The sequence below is a fragment of the Geobacillus sp. FJAT-46040 genome (assembly GCF_002335725.1).
GTDB lineage: Bacteria > Bacillota > Bacilli > Bacillales > Anoxybacillaceae > Geobacillus > Geobacillus thermoleovorans.
Genome location: NZ_NISS01000001.1, coordinates 3278041 through 3303272, shown reverse-complemented (window position 1 = coordinate 3303272; position 25232 = coordinate 3278041). Strand labels below are relative to the sequence as shown.

Annotated in this window: 26 protein-coding genes, 1 tRNA gene and 3 pseudogenes; 3 read left to right on the top strand and 27 right to left on the bottom strand. The window is 54.6% G+C overall.

The window, feature by feature from the left end; genetic code table 11:
• Positions 1-32: 32 nt before the first annotated feature.
• The 3 genes from rpoN to CD000_RS17590 all read right to left on the bottom strand — a co-directional run bounded on the left by rpoN (position 33) and on the right by CD000_RS17590 (position 2342).
• Positions 33-1340, bottom strand: coding sequence for an RNA polymerase factor sigma-54 (rpoN, locus tag CD000_RS17600; RefSeq protein WP_096226188.1), 1308 nt, complete (start codon positions 1338-1340; stop codon positions 33-35).
• A 525-nt stretch (positions 1341-1865) separates the two neighbouring features.
• Entirely contained in the window at positions 1866-2030 is a 165-nt protein-coding gene (locus CD000_RS18585) for a hypothetical protein (RefSeq protein WP_198962547.1), read from the bottom strand.
• Positions 2031-2270: 240 nt separating this feature from the next.
• Positions 2271-2342, bottom strand: a tRNA-Arg gene (locus CD000_RS17590).
• Positions 2343-2657: 315 nt separating this feature from the next.
• On the opposite strand from CD000_RS17590, the gene clpP reads away from it, so the two are divergent.
• Complete coding sequence (gene clpP, locus CD000_RS17580; RefSeq protein WP_011232532.1) at positions 2658-3248, top strand: ATP-dependent Clp endopeptidase proteolytic subunit ClpP; 591 nt, start codon at positions 2658-2660, stop codon at positions 3246-3248.
• Between the two features lie 126 nt (positions 3249-3374).
• Here clpP and CD000_RS17575 read toward each other — a convergent pair whose 3' ends face one another.
• The 16 genes and pseudogenes from CD000_RS17575 to CD000_RS17495 form a co-directional block, all read right to left on the bottom strand.
• Entirely contained in the window at positions 3375-3632 is a 258-nt protein-coding gene (locus CD000_RS17575; protein WP_011232533.1) for an HPr family phosphocarrier protein, read from the bottom strand.
• A 14-nt stretch (positions 3633-3646) separates the two neighbouring features.
• Complete coding sequence (gene whiA / locus CD000_RS17570; RefSeq protein ID WP_011232534.1) at positions 3647-4609, bottom strand: DNA-binding protein WhiA; 963 nt, start codon at positions 4607-4609, stop codon at positions 3647-3649.
• Positions 4610-4729: 120 nt separating this feature from the next.
• Positions 4730-5683: a gluconeogenesis factor YvcK family protein gene (locus tag CD000_RS17565; protein WP_011232535.1), complete on the bottom strand. Its 954-nt coding sequence runs from the start codon at positions 5681-5683 to the stop codon at positions 4730-4732.
• Positions 5680-6576 carry an RNase adapter RapZ gene (gene rapZ, locus CD000_RS17560; RefSeq protein WP_096226187.1) on the bottom strand — a complete coding sequence of 299 codons (897 nt, stop codon included), beginning with the start codon at positions 6574-6576 and terminating at the stop codon, positions 5680-5682. Before rapZ ends, CD000_RS17565 begins: the two co-directional genes overlap by 4 nt.
• 18 nt (positions 6577-6594) lie before the next feature.
• Positions 6595-7071 (bottom strand): NUDIX hydrolase, encoded by a 477-nt coding sequence (locus CD000_RS17555; RefSeq protein ID WP_014196721.1) that lies wholly within the window; start codon positions 7069-7071, stop codon positions 6595-6597.
• Between the two features lie 337 nt (positions 7072-7408).
• Positions 7409-8365, bottom strand: coding sequence for a thioredoxin-disulfide reductase (gene trxB, locus CD000_RS17550; protein ID WP_011232538.1), 957 nt, complete (start codon positions 8363-8365; stop codon positions 7409-7411).
• A gap of 75 nt (positions 8366-8440) precedes the next feature.
• On the bottom strand, positions 8441-9913 hold the full coding sequence (locus CD000_RS17545) for a tetratricopeptide repeat protein (RefSeq protein ID WP_096226186.1): 1473 nt from the start codon (positions 9911-9913) through the stop codon (positions 8441-8443).
• A gap of 152 nt (positions 9914-10065) precedes the next feature.
• The gene (gene hisIE / locus CD000_RS17540; RefSeq protein WP_011232540.1) at positions 10066-10713 is read right to left on the bottom strand and encodes a bifunctional phosphoribosyl-AMP cyclohydrolase/phosphoribosyl-ATP diphosphatase HisIE; all 648 of its coding nucleotides are present in this window, start codon (positions 10711-10713) and stop codon (positions 10066-10068) included.
• A complete protein-coding gene (hisF, locus tag CD000_RS17535; RefSeq protein ID WP_014196727.1) occupies positions 10710-11468 on the bottom strand; it encodes an imidazole glycerol phosphate synthase subunit HisF in 759 nt (252 codons plus the stop codon). The genes hisIE and hisF overlap by 4 nt, the downstream gene beginning before the upstream one ends.
• Positions 11465-12202 (bottom strand): 1-(5-phosphoribosyl)-5-[(5-phosphoribosylamino)methylideneamino]imidazole-4-carboxamide isomerase, encoded by a 738-nt coding sequence (hisA, locus tag CD000_RS17530; protein WP_015375791.1) that lies wholly within the window; start codon positions 12200-12202, stop codon positions 11465-11467. Before hisA ends, hisF begins: the two co-directional genes overlap by 4 nt.
• Positions 12202-12843: an imidazole glycerol phosphate synthase subunit HisH gene (gene hisH / locus CD000_RS17525; protein ID WP_014196729.1), complete on the bottom strand. Its 642-nt coding sequence runs from the start codon at positions 12841-12843 to the stop codon at positions 12202-12204. The genes hisA and hisH overlap by 1 nt, the downstream gene beginning before the upstream one ends.
• Positions 12844-13068: 225 nt before the next feature.
• Positions 13069-13656, bottom strand: a complete 588-nt coding sequence (gene hisB, locus CD000_RS17515) for an imidazoleglycerol-phosphate dehydratase HisB (protein WP_011232544.1) — start codon at positions 13654-13656, stop codon at positions 13069-13071.
• Between the two features lie 3 nt (positions 13657-13659).
• On the bottom strand, positions 13660-14934 hold the full coding sequence (hisD, locus tag CD000_RS17510; RefSeq protein WP_096226184.1) for a histidinol dehydrogenase: 1275 nt from the start codon (positions 14932-14934) through the stop codon (positions 13660-13662).
• Positions 14935-15388: 454 nt separating this feature from the next.
• Entirely contained in the window at positions 15389-16012 is a 624-nt protein-coding gene (hisG, locus tag CD000_RS17505; RefSeq protein WP_015375795.1) for an ATP phosphoribosyltransferase, read from the bottom strand.
• 178 nt (positions 16013-16190) lie between these two features.
• Positions 16191-17375, bottom strand: coding sequence for an ATP phosphoribosyltransferase regulatory subunit (locus CD000_RS17500; RefSeq protein WP_096226183.1), 1185 nt, complete (start codon positions 17373-17375; stop codon positions 16191-16193).
• Positions 17376-17667: 292 nt separating this feature from the next.
• Positions 17668-17892 (bottom strand): annotated as a pseudogene (locus CD000_RS17495) (acyltransferase); the annotation flags it as partial.
• Between the two features lie 4 nt (positions 17893-17896).
• Here CD000_RS17495 and CD000_RS19630 point away from each other — a divergent pair.
• Both CD000_RS19630 and CD000_RS17485 read left to right on the top strand, forming a co-directional pair.
• Positions 17897-18258 (top strand): annotated as a pseudogene (locus CD000_RS19630) (DDE-type integrase/transposase/recombinase); the annotation flags it as partial.
• A gap of 214 nt (positions 18259-18472) precedes the next feature.
• Positions 18473-19042, top strand: coding sequence for a type II toxin-antitoxin system PemK/MazF family toxin (locus CD000_RS17485; protein WP_015375798.1), 570 nt, complete (start codon positions 18473-18475; stop codon positions 19040-19042).
• Positions 19043-19439: 397 nt separating this feature from the next.
• Here CD000_RS17485 and CD000_RS17480 read toward each other — a convergent pair.
• The 8 genes and pseudogenes from CD000_RS17480 to CD000_RS17445 all read right to left on the bottom strand — a co-directional run.
• A pseudogene (locus CD000_RS17480) lies at positions 19440-19760 on the bottom strand (zinc ribbon domain-containing protein); the annotation flags it as partial.
• 254 nt (positions 19761-20014) lie between these two features.
• Positions 20015-20512, bottom strand: a complete 498-nt coding sequence (locus tag CD000_RS17475; protein ID WP_096226182.1) for an acyltransferase — start codon at positions 20510-20512, stop codon at positions 20015-20017.
• A complete protein-coding gene (gene ppaX / locus CD000_RS17470) occupies positions 20509-21177 on the bottom strand; it encodes a pyrophosphatase PpaX (RefSeq protein WP_096226181.1) in 669 nt (222 codons plus the stop codon). The genes CD000_RS17475 and ppaX overlap by 4 nt, the downstream gene beginning before the upstream one ends.
• Positions 21174-22112, bottom strand: coding sequence for a nucleoside recognition domain-containing protein (locus CD000_RS17465; RefSeq protein ID WP_096226180.1), 939 nt, complete (start codon positions 22110-22112; stop codon positions 21174-21176). Before CD000_RS17465 ends, ppaX begins: the two co-directional genes overlap by 4 nt.
• A 229-nt stretch (positions 22113-22341) precedes the next feature.
• Positions 22342-23154 carry a prolipoprotein diacylglyceryl transferase gene (lgt, locus tag CD000_RS17460; RefSeq protein WP_096226179.1) on the bottom strand — a complete coding sequence of 271 codons (813 nt, stop codon included), beginning with the start codon at positions 23152-23154 and terminating at the stop codon, positions 22342-22344.
• 59 nt (positions 23155-23213) lie between these two features.
• On the bottom strand, positions 23214-24149 hold the full coding sequence (gene hprK, locus CD000_RS17455) for an HPr(Ser) kinase/phosphatase (RefSeq protein WP_096226178.1): 936 nt from the start codon (positions 24147-24149) through the stop codon (positions 23214-23216).
• A 248-nt stretch (positions 24150-24397) separates the two neighbouring features.
• Positions 24398-24760, bottom strand: coding sequence for a phage holin family protein (locus CD000_RS17450; RefSeq protein ID WP_096226177.1), 363 nt, complete (start codon positions 24758-24760; stop codon positions 24398-24400).
• Between the two features lie 102 nt (positions 24761-24862).
• Positions 24863-25189: a magnetosome magnetite crystal formation protein family gene (locus CD000_RS17445; RefSeq protein ID WP_011232554.1), complete on the bottom strand. Its 327-nt coding sequence runs from the start codon at positions 25187-25189 to the stop codon at positions 24863-24865.
• Positions 25190-25232 lie beyond the last annotated feature (43 nt).

The window sequence follows — 25232 nt, the reverse complement described above, 5'->3', positions numbered from 1 at the left end:
CTACAGCAGTTGCCGTTTCGATTGGCCGCCCGTTACGGCAGGCCGATATATTGCCTCCGCTTTGCCGAAGACGGGATGCGCAGCTGCTCGCGGTATTTGGCGACCGTGCGGCGCGAAATGGCGATGCCGTGCCGATCGCGAAGCAAATCAGCAAGCTGTTGGTCAGACAGCGGCGCCCGCCGATCTTCCTCGGAAATAAGGGCCTCAATGATCGCTTTCACGCGGGCGGACGATGCCGCTTCATCCCCTGCGGCCGTCGCGGCGTTTGAAAAGAAACGGCGCAACTCCACGGTGCCAAACGGCGTTTGCACATATTTATGCCGGACCGCGCGGCTCACCGTCGATTCATGAACGCCGAGCTCCTCGGCCACCTCGCGCATCGTCATCGGCTTGAGCGCCGAAAGCCCCAACTCCAAACACGAGCGCTGGCGGTCGATGATGACGGCCGTCAAATGGAGAAGCGTCTGTTTCCGCTGCTCCAAACTTTTCGCGAGCCATGTAAACTGCCGATATTTTTCTTTGATAAACTGTTCGGCATGCCGGTCGCCGGATGCAGCGATGCGCCGCTCGTACTCCCGATTCCATTCGAGCTCCGGATGGATGTCATCATTATAGGCGGCCATCCAGTCCCCTTCCGCCCCGCGGACGACGATGACATCCGGCACCACCAAAGGCGGTGTTTCGCTCGAATAGTGAATGCCTGGCCGCGGCTCGAGTGTGCGAATGAGCTCGAAGACACGTTGCAGTTCGCCAAGGCTGACGCCAAGCTGCTTGGCCAGCGTTTTCCACGACTTTTCCGCAAAGGGGACAAAATGGTAGCGGACGATCATCTCCGCCAGCTCGTCGCGCTCAGGAAGACGTTCCAGTTGCAGCAAGAGGCATTCCGCCAAATCGCGGGCGCCGACTCCCGGCGGGTCGAGCGACTGCACAAGGCGCAGCCCCCGTTCCATCTCTTGTTCCGATGCGGAAAACCGCGCCGCCAGCTCGGCAAGCGGTACGCGCAAATAGCCGTCCTCATCGAGCGAGGCAATGAGATAACGGGCGATGCGCTCTTCTTGATCATCGAGCTTGCATGCAGGCAGCTGCGAAAGCAAATAACCGCCAAGCGTCTCTGCGCGGGCGCCAATGTTCTCGAGCCATTGCTTTTGGTCTCTTTCGGTCCGGCTTGGCCGTTGCCGCACCCGAGTGCGGCGAATTTCCAAAAACGGGTTTTCCAGCGACTGTTCATATAAAAACGCTTCCAAATCCACTGCGGAATATTGCAACAGTTCAATCGCCTGCACAAGTTCCTTTGTCAGCGACAGCTGCAGCCGCTGCTCTTGCCATAACTCCGCCCTCATCGTCACGCCTCCCTTTCTTTTATTGTACACAACGGGAGCGGGAGGGGGTAGGAGAAATTTTTGACGGCGGAAAGCGGCCTTGGCGACCGCCCGAACCGGCGCCTGTTCAGACGAAAAAACCCAATGCCCCGCCCGAGCCCTTGATTTGGGAACCCTCTCGAGGAAAGCGGCGCGTCCGCTGCTGATCTAAAAGAAAAACAGCCGCCTAGGCGGCTGTTTTGCCTCGGCAGGATTACAACCATATACCAAGTATATGTTTTTTAACCTAAGGGTCTTTATTCCTTCCCATTTCCTCCTCACCGCCCCGCGCACTCGTTTATACGTATCGCGCCGGACCCCATGATCTCCATCCAGTCGCCCCAGGTCATTCCGTCCTTTTTCTTCATGTGGTTTAGCTTTTGTTATCGTTCAATACCTCGTGCAACTTCTACACGTGTATCACCTCACCTACATAAAAAACGCCGCCCAATCGGGTGACGAAACGGAAGGAGGATTCGGTTTGCACCTTTCACTTATTAGTGGCATTTACACGACAAAAAACAAAAAACTGTAGTCTGGATGAAGAAAGAGCGCTTCCAGATACTCCGTGGCGCCATACGCTTTGTCTGCGGACAAGGTCCGAATCGTGATCGACGGGTGGCGAAACCGAATCGAAGCCAGCTGCTCCAAACTCGTTTCCTGTTCCGCCATATTGTCACTACTCTGCAAACGTACTCGCATATTTTAGATGAGATGGAACAAAAAGAATCCCGGCAGGTCGATCTCGCGATGGCGGAACTGGATCGTACTAAATAGCCGTGCAAAATTCGTACAAAATTTTTTCGGATTCTATCGTTTTTTTCGGGATTCCCAAAAAATGAAAAACGACCGCAAACGCGGTCGTATCAAGGGATTTGGGAATCTCAATCCGAACTTGTCGGATCGTTGGAACGCCCTCGGCAGGATTCGAACCCACGCTAAGAGAACCGGAATCTCTCGTGCTATCCACTACACTACGAGGGCATGGAAGTTCATGATTTCTCTATATTCGTTCCGTCGCATGTTCTATTATAGCAGGATCGTGCAAAAATGCAAGGGGAAAATGCAATAAAAAAACAGGAAAAATTAGGCCTTTGTTCCTTCCACATCAATGCCACCGCCACAGGCAACTGGTTAAAAAAATAAAAAAGCGGTTATGATGAAAAGAGGGATGTTCCCGCTAGCCGCGAATATGTTATAAAGAATGGGGAAGGTCGTTTTGTTTGACCTTCATTGACCATTCGTGTATGATGAAGGCGTACATATTGATCCATTAGGATGGAAAAGGAGGCGTTTTTGATGTATTTGATTCCGACTGTCATCGAACAGACGAACCGCGGGGAGCGGGCGTACGACATTTATTCGCGCTTATTGAAAGACCGAATCGTGTTCCTTGGCAGCCCGATCGACGACCAAGTGGCCAACTCGATCGTGTCGCAGCTGTTGTTTTTGGCGGCGGAAGACCCGGACAAAGATATTTCCTTGTACATCAACAGCCCGGGCGGCTCGATCACAGCTGGCCTGGCGATTTACGACACGATGCAGTTCATCAAACCGGACGTATCGACAATTTGCATCGGCATGGCCGCTTCCATGGGGGCGTTTTTGCTTGCCGCCGGTGCGAAAGGGAAACGGTTCGCCTTGCCAAACAGTGAAATCATGATCCACCAACCGCTCGGCGGCGCCCAAGGGCAAGCGACGGAAATCGAAATCGCAGCGAAGCGCATTTTGTTCTTGCGCGACAAATTGAACCGCATTTTATCGGAAAACACCGGCCAGCCGATCGAAGTGATCGAGCGCGATACGGACCGCGACAACTTTATGACCGCGCAAAAAGCAATGGAATACGGCATCATTGACCGCGTGCTGACGCGCGCTGATGAAAAATAAGGCATGCACACGTTGGCAGAACCGCTATAGAGCTGCGCCTGCACCGACATTGACGAAAAAAGGCTGCTTCCGACAAAAACGGAGCAGCCTTTTCCATTCCTTTCCCTGCCAGCCCCACACGCTGCTTTACTTTTCCTTTTGCACATAGGCGGCGAGCTTTTCGATCGCTTCTTGCTCATCCGGACCGTCGGCAATGAGCGTGATCACCGCTCCATGGCCGATGGCGAGGCTCATCAAGCCCATAATGCTTTTCGCGTTGACCCGTTTTCCGTCTTTTTCCAAAAACACATCAGCGGAAAAACGGTTCGCTTCTTGGACGAACAACGCCGCCGGGCGCGCCTGCAGCCCGGTTTTTAATTTCACTTCCACTTGTTTTTCCACCATTCTCCATCTCCCCTTTACAGCGATTTATGGAAATCGACCGGCTTTCCAGCCCGCAGCCGCTCCGCGATCTCATCAATTTTGCGCAGCCGGTGGTTGATGCCGGATTTGCTGATTTTTCCACCAGCAACCATCTCCCCGAGCTCTTTCAGCGTCACGTCTTGATGCTCGATGCGAAGTTTCGCGATTTCCCGCAGCTTGGCCGGCAGTGAATCAAGGCCGATCGTCTCGTCGATGTAGCGGATGTTCTCCACCTGGCGAAGCGCAGCGCCGATCGTTTTGTTCAAATTGGCGGTTTCGCAATTGACAAGCCGGTTGACCGAGTTGCGCATATCGCGGACGATGCGAATGTCCTCAAAGCGGAGCAGCGCTTGATGGGCGCCGATGATGTTCAAAAACTCGGCGATTTTTTCCGCCTCTTTTAAATACGTAATAAACCCCTTTTTCCGTTCCAACGTTTTCGCATTTAAAAAAAAGTGGCTGTTCATCAATTCGCATAACGCCCGGTTATGCTCCTCATACAGCGAAAAAATCTCCAAATGGTAGGACGACGTCTCCGGGTTGTTGACCGAACCGCCGGCCAAAAACGCGCCGCGCAAATACGAGCGCTTGCAGCATTTTTTCTTGACGAGCTCCGGGGAAATGTCATGGATGAGCGAAAAATCGCCGTTGACAATGTGAAGTTCACGAAGCAAAGAAGCCGCACCGTCGGTCACGCGGACGATGTAGACGTTGTTTTTTTTCAAGCGCATTTTCTTGCGGACAAACAGCTCGACGGCGACATCGTAGCCCTTTTTCAATAACGTATAAATGCGCCGAGCGATCGCCGCATTTTCCGTCTGGACATCGATGGCCATTCGCCCGCCGGAAAACGACAGTGAACCGTTCATGCGCAAAAGCGCCGACAGCTCCGCGCGCAAGCAGCAAGGCTTCACCTCTAAATGGGTCAATTCCTTTTTCGTTTCCGATGCAAAAGACACGATCGCTCCACCTCCATTCGTTCCCCGCATCCGGCCGGTTGGAGGTGCCTGACTTTCGGCGCGGCCATCGGGAGCATCACCGCCCATAATGGCGCTTTGCGGCCTACTCGGGTCCCGCCTTTAACGGTGAGGGAGAAGCCCGAGAAGAAGGGCGGCGACTTTCGCCGTATTATGGCGAATGACCCCATCCTCGTACGTGACAATATCGTCGCGGATGACTTGCAACGAAAGCCCGCTGCTGTCGTCACGCACCGGCTCGGCCCGCTCCGCCTCGTAGCGGCGGCGGATCGCTTCCGGGATCGCTCCGCTGTTGATGATCACCGCGTCCAAAAACGGGCCGCCAAGATGAGCATGAAGCGCCTCCACATGGTCGCTCACCGTATAGTGCGGCGTCTCGCCGGCCTGAGTCATAATGTTGCATATATATACTTTTTTCGCCTTCGCCTTGCATACTTCCTGCCCGATTTTCGGCACGAGCAAATTCGGCAAGATGCTTGTGTATAGGCTGCCCGGCCCGATGACAATCAAATCGGCGCGGCGGATGGCATCAACCGTCTCCGGCAGCGGCTCAATGTCTTCCGGCGTTAAAAACACCCTCTTAATTTTTTTTCCCGCACTCGGGATTTTTGACTCGCCAGAGATGATGGAACCGTCTTCCATCTCCGCGTGCAAAACGACGCTCTTGTTCGCTGCCGGCAGCACCTGGCCGCGCACGTTCAACACTTTGCTCATCTCACGGATTGCTTTCACAAAGTCGCCGGTGATCGATGTGAGCGCCGCCAAAATCAAATTGCCGAGCGAATGGCCGGATAAGCCGTTGCCGTTTTGAAAACGGTGCTGGAACAGCTCGACAATGAGCGGTTCGACGTCAGACAGCGCGGCCAATACGTTGCGGACATCCCCGGGCGGCGGAATGTGCAGCTCATCGCGCAGCCGCCCGGAACTCCCTCCATCATCGGCGACGGTGACAATGGCGGTCAAATCCAATTCATGCTGCTTCAGCCCCCTCAGCAGGACGGGAAGCCCGGTGCCGCCGCCGATGACGACCAGTTTCGCTGCTCGTTCGTTTCTCATCGGTGTATGTCCTTTCTCCTCTCCATGTCCCGGTGCGAGACAACCGTTTTATAATCATCTGAAAAATGGCAGGCGATATATTCTGCGAGCGCCACCGAACGGTGCTGCCCGCCCGTGCAGCCGATGGCGATCACCAGCTGGCTTTTTCCTTCGCGCTGGTAATACGGCAGCATAAACGACAACAAGTCAATGAGCTTTTCCAAAAACTTTTGCGTTTCCCCCCACTTGAGCACGTAGGACGATACGTCGTCATCCAACCCGGTTTTCGGACGCATATGTTCAATGTAATGCGGGTTCGGCAAAAAGCGGACGTCAAACACCAAATCTGCATCAATTGGAATGCCGTACTTAAACCCAAACGACATGACGTTGATGGTAAACCCGGATTGAGCGTGCGATGAGAACTGGCGGATGATTTTCTCCCGCAGCTCGCGCGGCTTGAGCCCCGTCGTATCGTAAATGATCTGCGCCCGCCCTTTCAGTTCTTCGAGCAGCTTCCGCTCCAAACGGATTCCTTCAAGCGGGGGCTCGTTCGGCGCAAGCGGATGCGTCCGCCGCGTTTCTTTGTAGCGGGCCACCAACGTCGAATCTTGGGCGTCCAAGAACAACACCTGGGGGACGACCCACGCTTGCTCACCCAGCTCATCGAGCGCGGCGAACAAATGATCGAAAAAGTCGCGGCTGCGCAAATCCATGACAAGGGCGACTTTGTTCATTTTATTCCCGGATTCTTTGACGAGCTCCAAAAATTTCGGCAGCAGCGTCGGCGGCAAGTTGTCAATACAAAAAAAGCCGAGGTCTTCGAAGCTTTGAATCGCCACCGTCTTTCCCGCGCCGGACATACCGGTGATGATGACGAGCTGAATCGGCTGCAGCGCCCCGTTTTGTCCCATCTCCGCCCCTCCTCTCCATCAGCTCGGATCGAGCCGATATGAAAGCAGCTCGAATTCCTCTGTATAGACAAACACCCCGTACATGACCCCTTTGCCTTTCAAGGCGTAATCCAAAATATGATAGTCTCCAGGGGCCATCGGCAGCGTCGAAAGCGTCTCCACCTGATGCCAAGCAAGCGTCCCTTCTTCGGAAGACGGCACGTTTTCACCAATGAAGTCGTCGGCGAAAAACGTAAACATCATCCACTCCGACACCGTTTCATTCCCATTTTTCATCACGATCGTAAAGACGCCTTTCAGCTCTGGATTTTTCAAATAAATGCCCGTCTCTTCCCGGTATTCACGAATGCATGCTTCACGCACCGTCTCGCCGGGCTCCATTTTCCCGCCCGGAGCGACCCACCAGCCGCGCCTCGGCTTTTGCAAAAGCAGCACTTGGCCGTCTTTATATAATACGCAGTTTGTCACCCGTTGCAATTCGTTCACCCCAACCATCCGCAAACACGCACATAATCATCTTTATTTTACCATAAATAGTTAGGCCGCTCCACCTTCAAACCGCTGGAAACCGTCCGCTTCCCGTCTGCAAAAACCTCGGGGGCCCAACATTCCGCTTCCAGCCGAAAGACGCCATCCCCCGCCGTTTCGAGCGGGGCGGCAGGATGCAAGCGCGCATGCAAAGAAAAAAGAGACGCGGACAAACGCCCGCGCCAAAAAGGATCTATATAAAAGGGGGTCAATTACTTACTTATAGCATACGACAAATGTGTTGCGCCCGTGTTACATCTGGGTTAAATAACCATTACGATTTGATTGCGATTTGGTTACCGGATCAGCTGACCCCTTGCTTATTGAGCTTTTCTTTCAGTTCCTCAACGTAATGCTGGGCGCTTTGCGCGGCGATGCTGCCGTCGCCGGTAGCCGTCACGATCTGCCGGAGCGTTTTTTCCCGCACATCACCGGCGGCGAAAATGCCCGGCACTTTCGTCTCCATCTTTTCGTTCGTGACGATATAGCCGTTTTCATTCGTGATGCCAAGATTGGCAAACGGCTTCGAGAGCGGCACCATCCCGATGTAAATGAAAACGCCGTCGCACGGAAATTCGCGTTCCTCGCCTGTTTGCGTATGCACAAGCGTCACGCTGCCGACTTTTCCGTCCTTTTCGTTGATTTGTTTCACCGTATGGTTCCAGATGAAATCAATTTTTTCATTGGCGAACGCCCGGTCTTGCAAAATTTTTTGCGCCCGCAGCTTGTCGCGGCGGTGAACGATCGTCACTTTATTGGCAAACCGCGTCAAATAAACGCCCTCTTCGACCGCCGAGTCGCCCCCGCCCACGACGACCAAATCTTTTCCTTTGAAAAACGCCCCGTCGCACACCGCACAGTACGAAACGCCGCGGCCGCCGAGCTCCGCTTCACCCGGTACACCGAGTTTTTTATATTCCGCTCCGGTGGCGATGATGACCGCGCGGGCCTTGTACTCTTTATCGCCGACGATGACCGTTTTGTACGCCTCGCCGTCGATGATTTCTTTCACATCGCCGTATGCGTACTCCGCGCCGAATTTTTTCGCATGCTCAAACATTTTCGCCGCCAATTCCGGGCCTAAAATCGTTTCAAAGCCGGGATAGTTCTCGACTTCCTCAGTGTTGACCATCTGCCCGCCCGGAACGCCGCGCTCGATCATCAGCGTCGACAAATTGGCGCGCGATGTATAGACAGCCGCCGTCAGCCCAGCCGGCCCGGCTCCGGCAATAATGACATCGTAAATCTTTTCGTCTGCCACACCGTCCACTCCCTCGCTTGAGAATCATTCCATTTTCATCGTATAGAAGTCGATTCGCCCTGTCTATTGATTTGCTCATGTATAGAGCCGGCGCGCTTTTTGCACGTATTTTTGCACCGTCGACGCCGACACGCCGTATTTGGCCGCCATCTCTCTTTGCGTCACACGCTCTCCTTGCTGTCGGCGCCACATGTATTCGATCGCCGCCGCCCACGCGGCTCCGTTCGCAAATGGCTCGCGATCAGCCGACGGATGGACGGCCATCGCGAAGGCGAAGCGGCAGAGCGCTTCCTTTTCCTCATTATGCGCCGAAAGCGCATCGACCATGCGGCCGATGTTCGCCGCCCAAGCGGACGGGCCGTCGGTTAAGCCGAACAAAAAGCAGTCGATAAACGGGCGCAGACGGGGATCGGACGGCAAGAGGCGGCATACCGCAAGCGACATCGATGGCTCTTTCGCCTGCGGCGAGCGGCTGAACAAGTACAATCCGTACAGACGGTCGGCCAGCTCGCCGCCCTCCAGCCAAGCCATCAAGCGGATAAGCGCCTCATCCACCGGCGCTGAAACGGCCCACGGCTCCTCACCCCGTTTTTCGGGATGGAGGGTGGCAAGCACCTCCCATATTTGCCGAGCGAGCGGCTCATGGCCAGTATAGTAGGCAGCGCAAGCGAGCCAATAATAAAATGGCCCATCACCGCCAAAGCCTTGTTTATACAAACGGTGCAGCCAACGGAACGCCAAATCGAACCGCCCAACAAGCGCGAATGTCGCCCCGAGCTTGTATTGATGCTCGCGAAAAAACGGATACAAACCGGCCAGCGTCTCGCAAAGCGCGGCCGCCTGTTCTTCCTCACGCAAGTAATAGGCGAAGACAAGCGCGTTGCAAAGCGCATGCAAATTGCCGGGATCGCGTTTGAGCACTTCACGCACTTTCTGTTTCGCTTTGTCGACATCGCCGCTGTAAAAATAAGCAAGCGCCAAATTGTTATGCGCCGACCAAACGTCCGGATAGCGCACGACGAGCGCTTCAAGCGCTTCAATCGCTTCCGCAAACCGCTCCTCCTCAAGCAAACGGCGGGCCCGATCCTCCAGCACCATCAGCTGCTCCTCTTCTTCCGTCCATTCCGAGCCATCGAGCCGAAGCAGCTCAAGCAAGTCAGCAGCATCGTCGGCAAACTCTCCGGCCGGCTCATGCGCCAAATAACGTTCCGCGTATTGCCTTGCTTCACGAAACAAGCCGAGGCAGGCGAAATTGTTCGCCAAAAAATACAAACAGTCGTACATCGTTTCGTCCAAATCATGGATAATTTTGAACAGCCATTGATTGGAAAATTGATATTCACCAAGCTCCGACAGCACAAGGGCAAGCTGCAAGGCGAATGAGGCGTCGCGCTCATCCAAACGGACGGCGCGCTCAAAATATTTCCTCGCCTTTTCCAAATCGCCTCGGTCGTATGCTTTCATTCCTTTTTTAAAAAAGTAATCTCCGCTTTGGATGAACGGTACAATCGTCGCTTTTCGTGATGATCGCTTCAGTTGTTTTCCCATTCTGTCCTCCGTCGTCCGTAAAATTCGTCGAACAACAGTATACCATATCGGCGGCGAAAACAAGCAAGAAACTTTAGGAATGCGGTTTTTCCGTGCAAAAAAGGAACGCCGGCGCGATGGCAGACGTTCCTTTTTCTCACCTAACCATCTTGTTATTTTTTGTCGCCCGCTTCCACCTTTTGCGCGTGCCGCTCGGCAAGCGTCGCAAGCACCGCGTCAAGCGGCAGCTTTTGTTCGCGCAACAGCACAAGCAAATGGTACAACAAGTCGGCCGCTTCCCATTTCAATTCGTCATGGCTCCGGTTTTTCGCCGCGATGATGACTTCCGCCGCTTCTTCGCCGACTTTCTTCAAAATTTTATCGACGCCTTTTTCAAACAAGTACGTCGTGTACGACCCTTCCGGCCGTTCGGCGTCGCGCTGGGCGATGATTTGTTCAAGCTCATGCAAAATCGCGAACCGGTCGGCCGCCGGCGTGCGCGCCGCGCCGTCCAGCGAGCGGGAAAAACAGGAATACGACCCGGTATGGCAAGCCGGGCCGGCCGGCTCGACGAGAACGAGCAGGGCGTCGGCGTCGCAGTCGTAGCGGATGTCGACAACGCGCTGCACGTTTCCAGATGTCGCCCCTTTATGCCATAGTTCTTGGCGCGAGCGGCTGTAAAACCATGTTTCTCCGGTCTCCAGCGTTTTTTTAAGCGACTCTTTGTTCATATAGGCAAGCGTGAGCACTTCCTTGCTTTGCGCATCTTGGACGATGGCAGGTACAAGCCCTTTTTCATCAAAGCGAATGTCCGCCGTCATCGCACGTTCACCCCTTTTTCTTTCAAGTACGCTTTCACTTGTCCGACTGACGTTTCTTTGTAATGGAAAATCGATGCCGCGAGCGCCGCGTCTGCTTTCCCTTTTTCGAACGCTTCGAGGAAATGCTCCGCCTTGCCGGCGCCGCCCGAGGCGATGACCGGAATCGGGACCGCTTCGCTCACCCGCCGCGTCAACTCAATATCAAAACCGTTTTTGCCGCCGTCCGCGTCCATGCTCGTCAGCAAAATCTCCCCGGCGCCAAGACGGACCGCTTCCTGCGCCCAAGCGACGACTTCCCAGTTCGTGGCGTTGCGGCCGCCGTGCGTATAGACGCGCCATGAACCAAGCGTTTCATCGTATTTCGCGTCAATGGCGACGACGATGCATTGCGAGCCGAAAAAGTCCGCCCCTTCGGTGATCAAGGTCGGATGGAGCACCGCGGCGGTGTTGAGCGACACTTTGTCGGCCCCGGCGCGAAGCATCCGCTTCATATCCTCAAGCGAGTGGATGCCGCCGCCGACCGTAAACGGAATCGCTAGCTGGGCGGCGACGCGCTCGACGACATCGACCATCGTTTTCCGCCCTTCATGGGAAGCGGAAATGTCCAAAAACACGAGCTCGTCCGCCCCTTGCTCATCGTACGCCTTCGCGAGCTCCACCGGATCGCCGGCATCGCGCAGCTGGACAAATTGCACTCCTTTGACGACGCGCCCGTCTTTCACATCGAGGCACGGGATGATGCGCTTCGTGATCATCGCTCGTTCACCGCCTTGAGCGCTTCCGCGAGCGTAAACTGATTCGTATAAAGCGCCTTGCCGACGATCGCGCCGCCGATGCCTTGTCCAGCATATTGGCAGAGCGCGCGCAAATCGTCAAGCGAGCTGACGCCGCCAGAAGCGATCACTTCTTTTCCCGTCGCCTCGGCCAACCGGACCGCGGCGGCGATGTTCGGGCCCGACAGCGTGCCGTCCGTTGCAATGTCCGTAAAGATAAACGTCTCCGCCCCCGCCTCAGCGAGCATCCGCCCGAGCTCTTCCGCCTTGACGTTCGACGTCGCAAGCCACCCTTCCGTCGCCACGAAGCCGTCGCGGGCGTCAATGCCAATCACGATGCGGCGGCCGTATTTTTGGAGCATCTTTTTCACAAACGGCGGGTCGGAAATGGCCGCACTTCCTAAAATGACGCGGGCGACCCCATTTTCTAAATAATGCACGATATCCTCTTCCGTCCGGATGCCGCCGCCCACTTGCACATGGACGGAAAGACGACGGGCCGCTTCAATGACAAACCGGTCGTTGACGCGGCGCCCTTCTTTCGCTCCGTCCAAATCGACCATATGAATCCACTCCGCCCCTTGAGCGGCGAATTGCTCGGCCATCGCGACCGGCGAATCGCCGTACACCGTTTCTTTGTTGTAATCGCCTTGCAGCAGGCGGACGCACTTGCCGCCGCGCATATCGACCGCCGGATAAATCGTAAACGCCGCCATCAGCCGTTCCCCCTTCCCGTGGCGATGCCGACATAATTGTTCAAGATGCTCATGCCGACCGCACCGCTTTTTTCCGGATGAAACTGTGTGCCAAACACACAGCCGCGCCCGACGACCGCCGGAACATCAACGTCATATTCACTGCTCGCGAGCACGACGTCCTCATCCCCTGGAATGACATAATACGAATGGACAAAATAGACATGCCCTTCCTCGACGCCACGAAGGAGCGGCGACGGACGATGAAAGCGGAGCCGGTTCCAGCCCATGTGCGGCACTTTGTATGGCTCGCCGGTTTTCGTGACGCCCGGAAAACGGACGACGCGGCCGCGAAGCAAGCCAAGCCCTTTTGTCGGCCCGTTTTCTTCGCTTTCGTCAAACAACAGCTGCATCCCTAAACAAATGCCGAGCAGCGGCGTGCCGTTTTCAACCGCCGAACGGATGAAAGCAGCTAGGCCTGTCTCATTTAAAATGTGCATCGCATCGCGAAACGAGCCGACACCGGGCAAAATCAGCCCGCGCGCCTGCTCGAGCTCCTCTTTGTCGCCGCTTAGGACATACGGACAGCCGAGCCGCTCGAGCGCTTTGCTGACGCTGTATAAGTTGCCCATGCCATAGTCGATGATCCCGATCATCGTCATCCCATTCCTTTCTTCGCTGATCCATGCCCATCCTCTTGTTCAATGAACAACGGTATGGCGGCATGCTTTTTTACGGCGCTCCTTCCATGTGCAAACCTCTCCTTGGCATCCGGTCGCCTTTCCTGCATCCATGGAGCTTTTCCCGCAGGAAGCGCTGCCTCGATCCGACCGCCTTTCCTGCGCCTGCGGAACTCTTTCCCCATGGGGGGCGCCCCACTCCATCGGCTACAGCATCCCTTTTGTCGACGGAACGCCTTTGACGCGCGGGTCGATCATCGTTGCTTCATCGAGCGCCCGCCCGAGCGCCTTAAACACCGCTTCGACCATATGGTGCGTATTGCGCCCGTAATGGACGATAACATGCAAGTTCATCCGCGCTTCAAGCGCCAGTTTCCATAAAAACTCATGCACGAGTTCGACATCAAACGCGCCGACTTTCGCTGCCGGAAACTCGCCGCGAAACTCAAAATGCGGGCGATTGCTCAAGTCGATCACAACTTGCGCCAAGGCGTCATCCATCGGCACAAACGCGTTGCCGTACCGCTTGATTCCTTTTTTGTCGCCAAGCGCTTCCTTGATCGCCTGCCCGAGGCAAATGCCGATGTCTTCCGTCGTATGGTGGTCGTCAATATGCGTGTCGCCTTTGGCCTCAATGTGCAAATCGAACTGGCCGTGCTTGGCGAACAAATCGAGCATATGGGTTAAAAACGGCACGCCCGTTTCCAGTTCCGCCTTCCCTTCGCCATCCAACGAAAGCGATAACTGAATGCTCGTCTCGTTCGTCGTTCTTGCGATCATCGCTTCCCTTGCCATCATTCATTCCCCTTTCTCGAGCCGCACCTCAATGGCACGCGCGTGCGCCTCCAGCCCCTCGAGGCGGGCAAAGGCGGCGATTTTGTCGCCATGTTGTTTCAATGCGGTTTCACTGTAAACAATCACGCTTGATTTTTTCACAAACTCGTCAACGCTCAAGCCGCTTGAGAATCTGGCCGTGCCGTTGGTTGGTAGCACGTGGTTCGGCCCGGCGAAATAGTCGCCGACCGGCTCGGAGCTGAAGCGGCCGAAAAACATCGCCCCTGCATGGCGGAGCTTCCCTAATAGCGCGAGTGGTTCGGCCGTCATCACTTCCAAATGCTCCGGCGCCAGTTCGTTCACGACATCGACCGCTTCCTCAAGCGTCTCCGTGACGTAAATGGCGCCATAGTTCTCAAGCGCCGCTTGGGCGATGCCGCGGCGCGGCAGCGTTTCAAGCTGTCGTTCGACTTCACTCGCCACCGCCAGCGCCAATTTCATCGACGGCGTCACCAAAATCGCTGACGCCCGCACGTCATGCTCGGCTTGCGACAACAAATCCGCCGCAATCTCATCCGGTCGGGCCGTTTCATCCGCCAGCACGACAATTTCGCTCGGCCCCGCGATCATGTCGATCGCCACATGCCCGAACACTTCCCGCTTCGCCAATGCCACATAAATATTGCCCGGCCCGAAAATTTTGTCAACCGGCCGGATCGTTTCCGTCCCGTAAGCAAGCGCGGCGATCGCCTGCGCGCCGCCGACTTTGTAAATTTCCGTCACGCCGAGTTCATAGGCGGCAGCCAGCACCCCAGCCGGGAGCGTGCCGTCTTTGTTTGGCGGCGAGGTGATGACAATCCGTTTCACCCCCGCCACTTGTGCGGGAATAACGTTCATCAGCACAGACGACGGATAAGCGGCCGTCCCGCCTGGCACGTACAACCCGACCGCATCGAGCGGCGTCACCTTTTGTCCGAGAATTGTGCCGTCTTCTTTCGTCATCCACCATGATTCGCGCTTTTGCCGTTTGTGGTAGTCGCGAATGTTGGCCGCCGCTTCGCGAATGATCTGAAGCATCTCCGCGTCCATCGCCGCATGCGCGCGCTTCATTTCCTCTTCCGTCACCTTGAGCGAATCCAGCTTGACGCCGTCAAACCGTTCCGTATATTCTTTCAGCGCCGCATCGCCGCGGTCGCGCACCGCGGCGATGATATCGAGCACCGCGCGCCGCTGCTCCTCCGTTCCGCTTTCAATCGTGCGCCGCAGCGAGACGCCGCCTCGGATCCGTTCGATTTTCATCGTTCGCTCCCCTTTCTGTGACGTCCATCGGTTTTCGTCCATTGGCAATCTGTATCGATGCAATTTGAAGCTTTACCATTTGCAGCTTTTACCGAGTATTTGATCGACTGTCGGGCGACCGAACAACGCCGCTTAAAGACCCATATATGGGTCTGTGAAGCAGGCGGTTGTTCGATCCTCCGTCAGTCGAAAATGGACAAACCGCTTTTCCGTCAAGGATATGTTAAACTTCTTCGTTGCATCTATCCTGAAAATACCCGAACTTCAAAATGTGCAAGGTTTCAGAGTTCGACATAGCGGCATTTTCATCCCTTCGATGGTGACGAAATCTTTTTGTCATGGGAGTCTATATGCTATTTTCCAACGGCGTTGTCAACGCCGCTCCGCCATTCCCGAATCTCCACCAACCCATTCTTCGGAAACCGCCCATTTCCGCTCTGTCACACCTTTTTTCCTACGGCTGGGGAATGACCGCCGCCAATCGGTCGACCAACCGTTCAATGTCCCCGCCGTTTAGCCGGTAGCTCGCCGGGTTGACAATCAGGCGCGACGTCACCTCGGCGATCCGTTCAAGTTCGACAAGCCCGTTTTCTCTGAGCGTCCGCCCCGTGGAAACGATGTCCACGATCCGGTCGGCAAGGCCGATCAGCGGGGCGAGTTCAATGGATCCGTTCAGGCGGATGATTTCGACTTGCTCGCCTTGCTCGCGAAAATACGTTGACGCGATGTTCGGGTATTTCGTCGCCACCCTTGGTGCGATTTCGTTCATCTTGGCGCCGGGCAGCCCGGCGACCGCCAAATGGCAGCGGCTGATGTGCAAATCGAGCAGTTCGTACACATCCCGTTCTTCTTCCATCAGCACGTCCTTGCCGGCAATGCCCAAATCCGCGACCCCATGCTCGACATAGGTGACGACATCCATCGGTTTCGCCAAAATAAAGCGCATGTTTTCCTCTGGCACATCAATGACGAGCTTGCGCGACTCGGTAAATTCCGGCGGCAGCGCATAATCCGCCCGCCGCAGCAACTCGACCGCCTCTTCAAAAATGCGCCCTTTTGGCATGGCAATCGTCAGCATCATTCTTCCTCCTTGCTCCTCATCATGTCAAATGCGGCGCTGGGCCTTGAGTACACCGCATGCTCTCCACCGCCATGGGCAGCCTTTCCCGTCCGTTCTTCGCATCCGCTCTGTCCCGCCAATCGCTGCCGTTTTCAACAGCGTCGATGACCAACCGGCGGCGCCTTCTCTGTTATGTTCACTGCCCATCGCGCCCGCTGCGGCCAAGCAAATACACGATCGGCCGGTAGCGCTGGCTGTAGGCGTCAATATCACGAATGCCGGCAATGTGCTGCAAGACGACGCGCTTGCCTTCCGCCCGTTTCGCTTCGGCCAATTCCACCGCTTCCGCCAGCCGCTCTTGGCTGAACACGATGCACTCGATGTCATCGCGCACATCCGTTTCCCCAATCGCCTCAATCAACCGATCGACGCGCAACCCAAACCCCGTCGCCGGCGCCGGGCGCGAGAACTTCGCCAATAAATCATCATACCGCCCGCCGTTGCCGATCGGGAATCCCACTTGCTCGGCGTACACTTCAAACAAAATGCCAGTGTAATAGCTCATATGGCTGACAAGCGCCATATCGAGCTTCACCGCCTCGGCCACTCCGTACGTCCGAAGCACCGCCATGAGCACCGCCAGCTCATCGGCCGCCCGCCGCCCCTTCTCGCTTGTGACGAGCGTTTTCGCCTGTTCAATCACGTCCGTTCCACCGCGCAAGGAAAGAAGATCCAACAGCCGCTTTTGATCGATCGACGAAAGCGGCCACGACTTCACATGTTCACGGTAGCCGACGTAATTTTTCTCATATAAAAAACGGCGCAATACACTCGCCCGCTCCTCATTCCCTAAAATCTCCAAAAACAGCGCATTGACATAACCGATATGGCCGACCGCCACCGAAAACCGCCCGAGTCCCGTCCGCTTCAGCAGGGCGACCATTAAACTGATCACCTCGGCGTCGGCCGTCACCGTGCCGTCGCCGATCAACTCCACACCGATCTGTTCAAACTCCGCCGGCCGCCCGCCTTCGCGCTGCTGGGCGCGGAACACATTGGCGTTGTACGCCAGCCGGAGCGGATTGCCGTCGTCATACAACCGCGACGCCGCCACCCGGGCGATCGGCGCCGTCATATCGGGCCGCAATACGAGCGTATGCCCTTGCTGATCGAGGAGCTTAAACAGCCGATGATCGGCAATCGCCGACGCCGCCCCGACCGTTTCATAATACTCAAGCGTCGGCGTTTCGATAAACTCGTACCCCCAGCGCTCAATTTCTTCCGCCATCACCGAACGCACTTGTTTTTTCAACTCATATAAAAACGGCAGCGTATCGCGCATGCCTAACGGTTTTTCAAACATGAACAGCTTTTTTGCCATGTCCCCACGCCCTTTATCGAGATGCTTTAGTTTGCTAATATGGTAGAGAAGTGAAGTTATTAGTAGTTTACTCCTTTGCGGCCACAGCGTCAAGGGGAAAACGCTTTGCCAATAACAAAACGGACAAGATCGCTTCAAAAAACTAGAAGCGCTTGTCCGTTTCGTTCCACACGGCATAGGCGGTGATCTGCTTTCTAATAAAAATAGCGGTAGTCCATCTTGTCAAAATCCGCAATTCTCCTTTTTTGTTTCTTTCCTTTTTTCCTATTCCAACATGGAAAACCGCCCCCATTCAATTGGAAGGCGGTTCATTCCGGCGGACGATGCGCATCGGGCAACCCGCGGCCATCGCCCCGGGCGGGACGTCTTGATGAACGACCGTGCCGGCGGTGACGACGGCGCGGTCGCCGATCACCACGCCGGGCAAAATGGTCGAGTTCGCGCCGATCATCACCTCATCGCCGATCACGACATCGCCGAGGCGGTATTCGTCCACTAAATATTCGTCGGCGAGAATCGGCTTGAGAAAATCAAAGAGCACAAAAAAATACCACATCTACAAGTGCAAGAACAACGATTGCCCGTTTTACTAAGCCAATCTTCGCCGGATGACCAAGAAGGAGCGCTGACGTTTCAAGCAAGATTCTCAAGCCTTCGAGTTGCAGTGTCGATTCCGGGAGTTCCTGTTTGACTTTCTCCCTTTGGTTCCATCATCACTCATCAAACTGAAGGTCGATTTGTCCCGGATGGCCGTTTCACCGCACATTCTGGGGGCTCGTATTGACGTACCACGTCAACTTCGTGATGTTCTCCCGCATGACGGAGGCAGCCATGAAGGACATCCACGGCGGGCGTGTCGATCTCACATCAGACGGTGCTCAATGATGAATATTATAAAATATTCGATGTTTTAGTGTTATAATTGTTGGTAAGTGAAAATATTAGAAAAAATTTCTAGATGGCATAGGACTTAAGCACACTTTAAAAATCATGATGGCCGAATCCGACATAGACAGCATGACTGCGATCGCCAAGCATTTGAACATTAAAGAGACAACATTTCGTTCATCTATTATAATGGAAAGGGAGGAGAAGCCTTGTTAAAAAAGTTGCATGAGAATAAAGATTTGGTAAGAGAAATGAATAGACAGCTAATGGAACTGCAAAAAATCATTGAGAATATGGACGAAAAGCGGGGAAGAATATTTATTGAGTGGCTTGAAACACAAAACAAATATCTCGTCTGGGAAGAAACATTTGCCCCATCTTACCTAAGAGCTTATAAGCGGTCAGAAATCGTTTTAGCGCATTTTGGCTTTAATGTTGGCGCTGAATTCGGCGGCATGCACTATGCTGTTGTCATTCGCGATAGTTCAAAAAACAATCCCGTCGTCAACGTCGTTCCTTTATCTTCATTAGACGAAAACGAAACAGAACAGGATGTACATAAAGACTCGGTCTTTTTAGGTACGATTGAGGGACTGAACGAAAAAAAGGCAGTGGCCATTCCAAACCAAATGCGCCCTATAAGCAAAATTCGCATTTTCAAACCCAAAAAAGCAAAAGACGGCGTTTTCAAATTAACAAGCGAACAAATGGACTTGATTGACGAAAAAATCCGTAGGATGTACACTAAACTTAGAAAAGATCCAGAAAACCGTTCTTGACACTTCTGTCAAAATGCTTTATTATTTTCTTTGCATGAGATTCGGAAAACAAGCATACGATAAATAATGCCCTTTGAGTTCCTTGAACTCAAGTGCGGCCAAAAATATTTTTCAACTGACCGCCGCATGCGCGGTCCAAAAGGAAAAGCCGCCCCATTTACGGGGCGGCTTTTTACGTGTTTCGCTGACTTTGCATCTTGTGAACTCTCTCTTATACACCTTCACCGAAAGTTGTTATTCCCATTCTCACCTAAACAGGTTAGACGTCAACTACCCCCACTTCGCTAACGCTTGAAGTGGGGGCTTGCAACTCCCCAGAAGTGCGAGCGGACTTCGTCCTCCTTCCTTGACTTGGGGTTGCATCAGGGGCAGGTTGACAGCTGCCCAACGACGCAGGTCATGCCTGTGTCGTTCCTTCAACGATGTACTCTATTCCTTTTCGTTGAAGGTTCATGGCACCAATGCGGTCATCGTTTGAGGTATATCCGCATGTTCGGCAACAAAAGGTGTGTGTACGCTTGTTTCGATTGGCTTTTTCCGTATGCCCGCACTTTGGACATGTCAAAGAGGTGTAATGCGGAGCAACCACCATCACTTTTGACCCATGCAAACGTGCCTTATACTCTAACAGTTGACGGAACTGATAGAACGCCCACGATACGGTTTCATATCGGTCATGGATACGTACACGTTCTGTTTTTTCACGAATGCCTGTTAAAAAGAGATGTGTGGTATAAAAAAGGAAAAATGATGTTTTGATTTTCTCTATCATAATCGTCTTTCTTTGTCAAGTACACTTTGTGGTGAAGAGCCAACAATTTTTAGTTCTGCCACCTAAAGTTTCATATTTTCATCATTGATCCTATATAAATCCAACTGGAAGTTTAACTTATAGGGGGCAAAAAAACAGACTCTCTGTTTTTTTCGTTTCTTTCATTTTTTCCTATTCCAAAATGGAAAACCGCCCCCCGTTCAATCGGAAGGCGGTTCACTCCGGCGAACGATGCGCATCGGGCAACCCGCGGCCATCGCCCCGGGCGGGACGTCTTGATGGACGATGGTGCCGGCGGCGACGACGGCGCGGTCGCCGATCACCACGCCGGGCAAAATGGTCGAGTTCGCGCCGATCATCACCTCATCGCCGATCACGACATCGCCGAGACGGTATTCGTCAACCAAATATTCGTGGGCGAGAATCGTCGTGTTGTAGCCGATGACGCAGTTGCGGCCGATGTGAATTTTTTCTGGGAAGAGAATGTCCGGCATGACCATAAAGGCGAGCGCCGTTTGTTCGCCGATTTTCATGCCGAGAAACGTGCGGTACAGCCAGTTTTTCAGCGGCAAAAACGGCGTGTAGCGCCCGATTTGAATGATGATGACGTTTTTCAGCACTTTCCAAAACGATACGGTGCGGTACAATTGCCAGAGCGAGTTCGCCCCGTGGACAGGGTATTTTGTCGTTCGTCTCACTGGGAGGACGTTTCCTCCTTCCGTTCGTTGATGCCGACAATGGCCAGCAAATCGCTCATTTTTTCCAGCATATAGTCCGGTTCATATTGTTCCAAATAGCCGCGGCCTTTAATCGCCCAAGCGACGCCGGCCGTTTTGACGCCGGCGTTTTTGCCGGCCAAAATGTCGTGGTAGTTGTCGCCGACCATCAGCGCTTCGTCCGATTTCGACTGAAGCGCCTCAAGCGCCTTATGAATCGGTTCGGAATCCGGTTTGGGGCGGCTGACGTCATCAAGGCCGATGACGCACGAGAAAAACGGTTCCAACCGCGTTTTTCTTAACCCCATCAGGGCGGTGTCGTGCATTTTCGTCGTCACGACGCCGAGGCGGAAGCCATGGCGGTGCAGCGCTTCGATCGTCTCATACACGGTGTCAAACTCGCGGATCAGTTCGTCATGGCGGGCATGGTTGAAGGTGCGATACGTCTTCACCATCTCCTCGGCCCGTTCCGGATCGAGCGAGCTGAACGTCTCATACAGCGACGGGCCGATGAACGGCAAGACGTCCTCACGCCCGTAGCGGCCCGGATAATACTTCTCCAGCGTATGCAAAAACGACTGGATGATCAGCTCATTCGTATCAATCAACGTTCCGTCAAGGTCAAATAAAATCGTGCGAATCGTCATGATGCGGCTTCCTTTCTCATCGGGTGTTCAAAACGGCGCCAAAGGAACGCCACCGCCATCGTCAACAGCACAGCCGTAACGAGGCGAATGACCAACAACGGCCAGACCGGGATGCCGAGCGGAACGAAAATGAGCGTGTCTTCGACAACCGCATGGCAAGAAACGAGAAAAATAAACGCCAACGTCAAATCACGCTTCGAGACGCCGTCTTCTTTCGCCGCCTGAATCATCACCCCCGCCCCATAAGCGAGGCCGAACACAAAACCGGCGGCAAGGGTGAGCGATGTGTTCGCGCTCATGCCGAGCATCTTGGTCGCTGGCGCCATCCAGCGCGAAAACGTCTCAATCCAGTGGCGTTCTTTCAACACTTGAATGATCGTCATCAATGGAATGACAATCGCAACCAGCTGGACGATGCCGGTCGCCGCTTTTTTCAGCGCCGCCAAGATGATCTCTCCCCAGCCGGACGGCGAGGCGGCTTCAGGCGAGACAAACCCATATTGAGCGAGTTCCTGCCCCCCATCCCATAGATGGGCGATCAACAAACCGGAGACAACGGCCAAGCCAATGCGCACGGCGAGCATGAGCCAAACGCTCATACCCGTCCGCGAAGCGACGGAAGACTCGACGATCAAGTTGTGAGAAAAGGAAAGCATGACAGCGAGAATGAGCACTTCTTTCACTGTAAACTCGATCGTCAGCATCGCCCCGATCGCGGCGTACAATCCAAGCAAATTGCCGAGCACAAGCGGCACAGCCGCATCGCCGGATAAGCCGAACCATTTCATCAGCGGCGTAACCCCATCAATGATCCATGAAAAAAGCGGCGTCGGCTGCAGCAACGCCAACAGGAGCGTCACGGGGAAAATGATTTTCCCCAGCGCCCACGATGTCTTCAGCCCGGCGAGCACACCGCGCTGCAACGTTCCTGTCATGGTCTCCTCTCTCCTTTGCTTGCCTTGATCACCGCGGTGCGGTGAAACCTTGATTCTCTGGATGCCGCGCACCGCATCTTGTTCATCCGTCCGCACCTAACCGAAAAAAGCGGGAATGCAGCTCCCCGATAAGATTGTTCCCGCTGCGAAGCGCGGCGGCGAAGGAGCTGCATTCATCGCGGTTTCCCGCAAACCGAACAAGTCCGCAACGTTTCGCCGCCTCAAACGGCTATTCATCCCGATAGCGCGCGTCCGCCCATCCTTTCGCCCGGCGCACGATCCACAGCGCGATCGACAACACGATCAGCGTCACGGATACGACTTGGGCCGCGCGCAGACTGCCGGCCAGCATCAAGCTGTCGGTGCGCATCCCTTCAATCCAGAAACGGCCAACCGAATACCAAATCAAATAGGACAAAAACAGCTCGCCGCGCCGCAAATTGACGCGCCGCAGCCAAAGAAGCAAGAAAAAGCCGACGAGGTTCCAAAGGGACTCATATAAAAAAGTCGGATGCCAATAACGGCCGTCAATGTACATTTGATTGATGATCCAATCCGGCAAATGCAAATTTTCAAGAAACTGGCGCGACACAGGGCCGCCGTGCGCCTCTTGGTTCATAAAATTGCCCCAGCGCCCGATCGCCTGGCCTAAAATGATGCTTGGTGCGGCAATATCGGCGAGCTTCCAAAACGACAGCCCGCGCGCGCGGGCGAACACCGCGCCCGTCGCCACCGCCCCGATCAAACCGCCGTGAATGGCGAGGCCGCCTTGCCAAACTTTTGGAATCTCGGACAAATGCTTTGAATAATAGTCCCATTCAAACAGCACGTAGTACGCCCGCGCGCAGACAATGGCGATCGGCACGGCAAATAACACCAAATCGACAAACGTCTCTTTCGGCAAGCCGCGCCGCACCGCTTCGCGCGTCGCGAGCCATAGCCCAATCAACACACCGGTGCCGATAATGACCCCATACCAATAAATCGTAATGGGGCCAAGGTGCAAAAACACGCGGTCGAGCGGCTGAATCGTTGATTCCATCGTTTCCACCTCCTATGCTCCATGCCCAAACGAGATCCATTCCTTTGACGCAAGAAACATCAGTCGTAATCGTGCGTGCCGTCTTCGATGGCGTCGCTCAATCGCGCCGAAAACTCCTCAGCCGCGTTGACCCCGAGCTGCTTCAGCCGGAAGTTCATCGCCGCCACTTCGACGATGACCGCCAAGTTGCGCCCTGGGCGGACCGGAATCGTTAATTTCGGCAATTCGGTATCCAAAATTTTCACTTTCTCTTCTTCCAACCCGAGCCGATCGTACTGCTTCTCCGGATCCCAAAGCTCCAAGTCGACGACGAGCGAAATGCGCTTATGCGTCCGCACCGCCCCTGCGCCGAACAGCGTCATCATATTAATAATGCCGAGGCCGCGAATTTCAAGCAGATGCTCGATCAGCTCCGGCGCGCTGCCGACGAGCGTATCTTCATCTTCTTGGCGGATTTCCACACAGTCGTCGGCGACCAACCGATGGCCGCGTTTGACGAGCTCCAGCGCCGTTTCGCTTTTGCCGACGCCGCTTTTGCCCGTGATCAACACCCCGACGCCGTACACATCGACAAGCACCCCGTGCACCGCGGTGGTGGGGGCGAGCTTGCTTTCCAAATAGTTTGTCAATCGGCTTGACAGGCGGGTCGTTTTCATCGTCGAGCGCATGACCGGCACCGACTGGCGCTCAGACGCTTCGATCAGCTCCGGCGGCACTTCCAATCCACGCGAGACGATGATCCCTGGCGTAATGTCGGTGCAAAGCCGTTCCATCCGCGATTTTTTTTCTTCCGGCGTCAACGTTTCATAAAACGACAGCTCCGTCCGTCCGAGCAGCTGCAGACGCTCCGCCGGGTAATAGGCGAAATAGCCGGCCATTTCAATCCCCGGCCGCGACAAATCGCTTGTCGTAATCGGGCGGTAAATGCCCTCCGCGCCGCTGACGAGCTCGAGCTGGAACTGTTCAATGATGTCTTTCGTCCGCACTTTTGGCATACGTCGCCTTTCTCCCCTTTCTTCATCTTTTTCCATTGTAACACGTTTCGTTCCGCAATTGAATGGAAAACATCGGGGAAAACAAAACAGGGACGGCTCCCCCCGTCCCGATCAAGCCAAACACATCAAACCGAAACGATCTTCACCGCATCGTTTCTCCCATTGCAACCCCTTGCCGCATTCGCCATCTTTTCACACGATCACGGAAAACCATGGCGCCACCGGCCTTCCAATGGATCACGCCCCCGTTACGACCGGTTGCGCAGCGGCTCGATAATCGCTTTTTGCACGAGCAGGTGGAAAAACGACAAGACGATCGATGCGAGCAGCGCCGTGCCAAAGCCGCCGATTTGAAACGCATCGCCCATCAGCCCTGCAGTCATCATGAGCGTGATGGCGTTAATGACAAACAAAAACAAACCGAGCGTCAACACGGTCACCGGCAGCGTCAACAAGATGAGCACAGGGCGAACGACGGCGTTGAGCACCGCCAAAATCACGCTCGCCAAAAACGCCGCGCCAATGCCGCTGAAGTGAATATCGTCAAAATAGCCGTCAATCGCCATCAGCAACATCGTATTGATCAACACACCGATCAGCCAATTGAGCATCCCATCACCATCTTTATTCGAGTCTCGCGCCCGCCGGCCACACCTTGTTACAGTCCCAAAGAAACGGGGCCACGGCATTCGCCGGCAAACGGGCGCTTTCTCTTATTTTAACACTTGAATCCCTTTTATGACATTCCAAACGATGACAACGAGATTTACCGCCCCAGCAACGAGGAACCCAAGCCAGACGAGCCCGCCGCCAAAAAGAAGCGATTCCTCGCCCCAATGGCCGAACAGCACCGGCGACGCGGCCAACGCAATGAACAAGAGGATCGTAACGGCCGGAATCAAATGCGACACGAGCGACCGCTTCGCATGGCGTTTGACTTCGAGATCTTCGACAACAAAATAGACGACAATCGGCAAAATGAACGGCGCAAAAAAGACGCTGAAATAACAAAGCGCGGACAACACTTTGTTCGTCGACAATCGGCAATCCCCTTTCCAAGTTTCCTTTACCTGTATATACGAC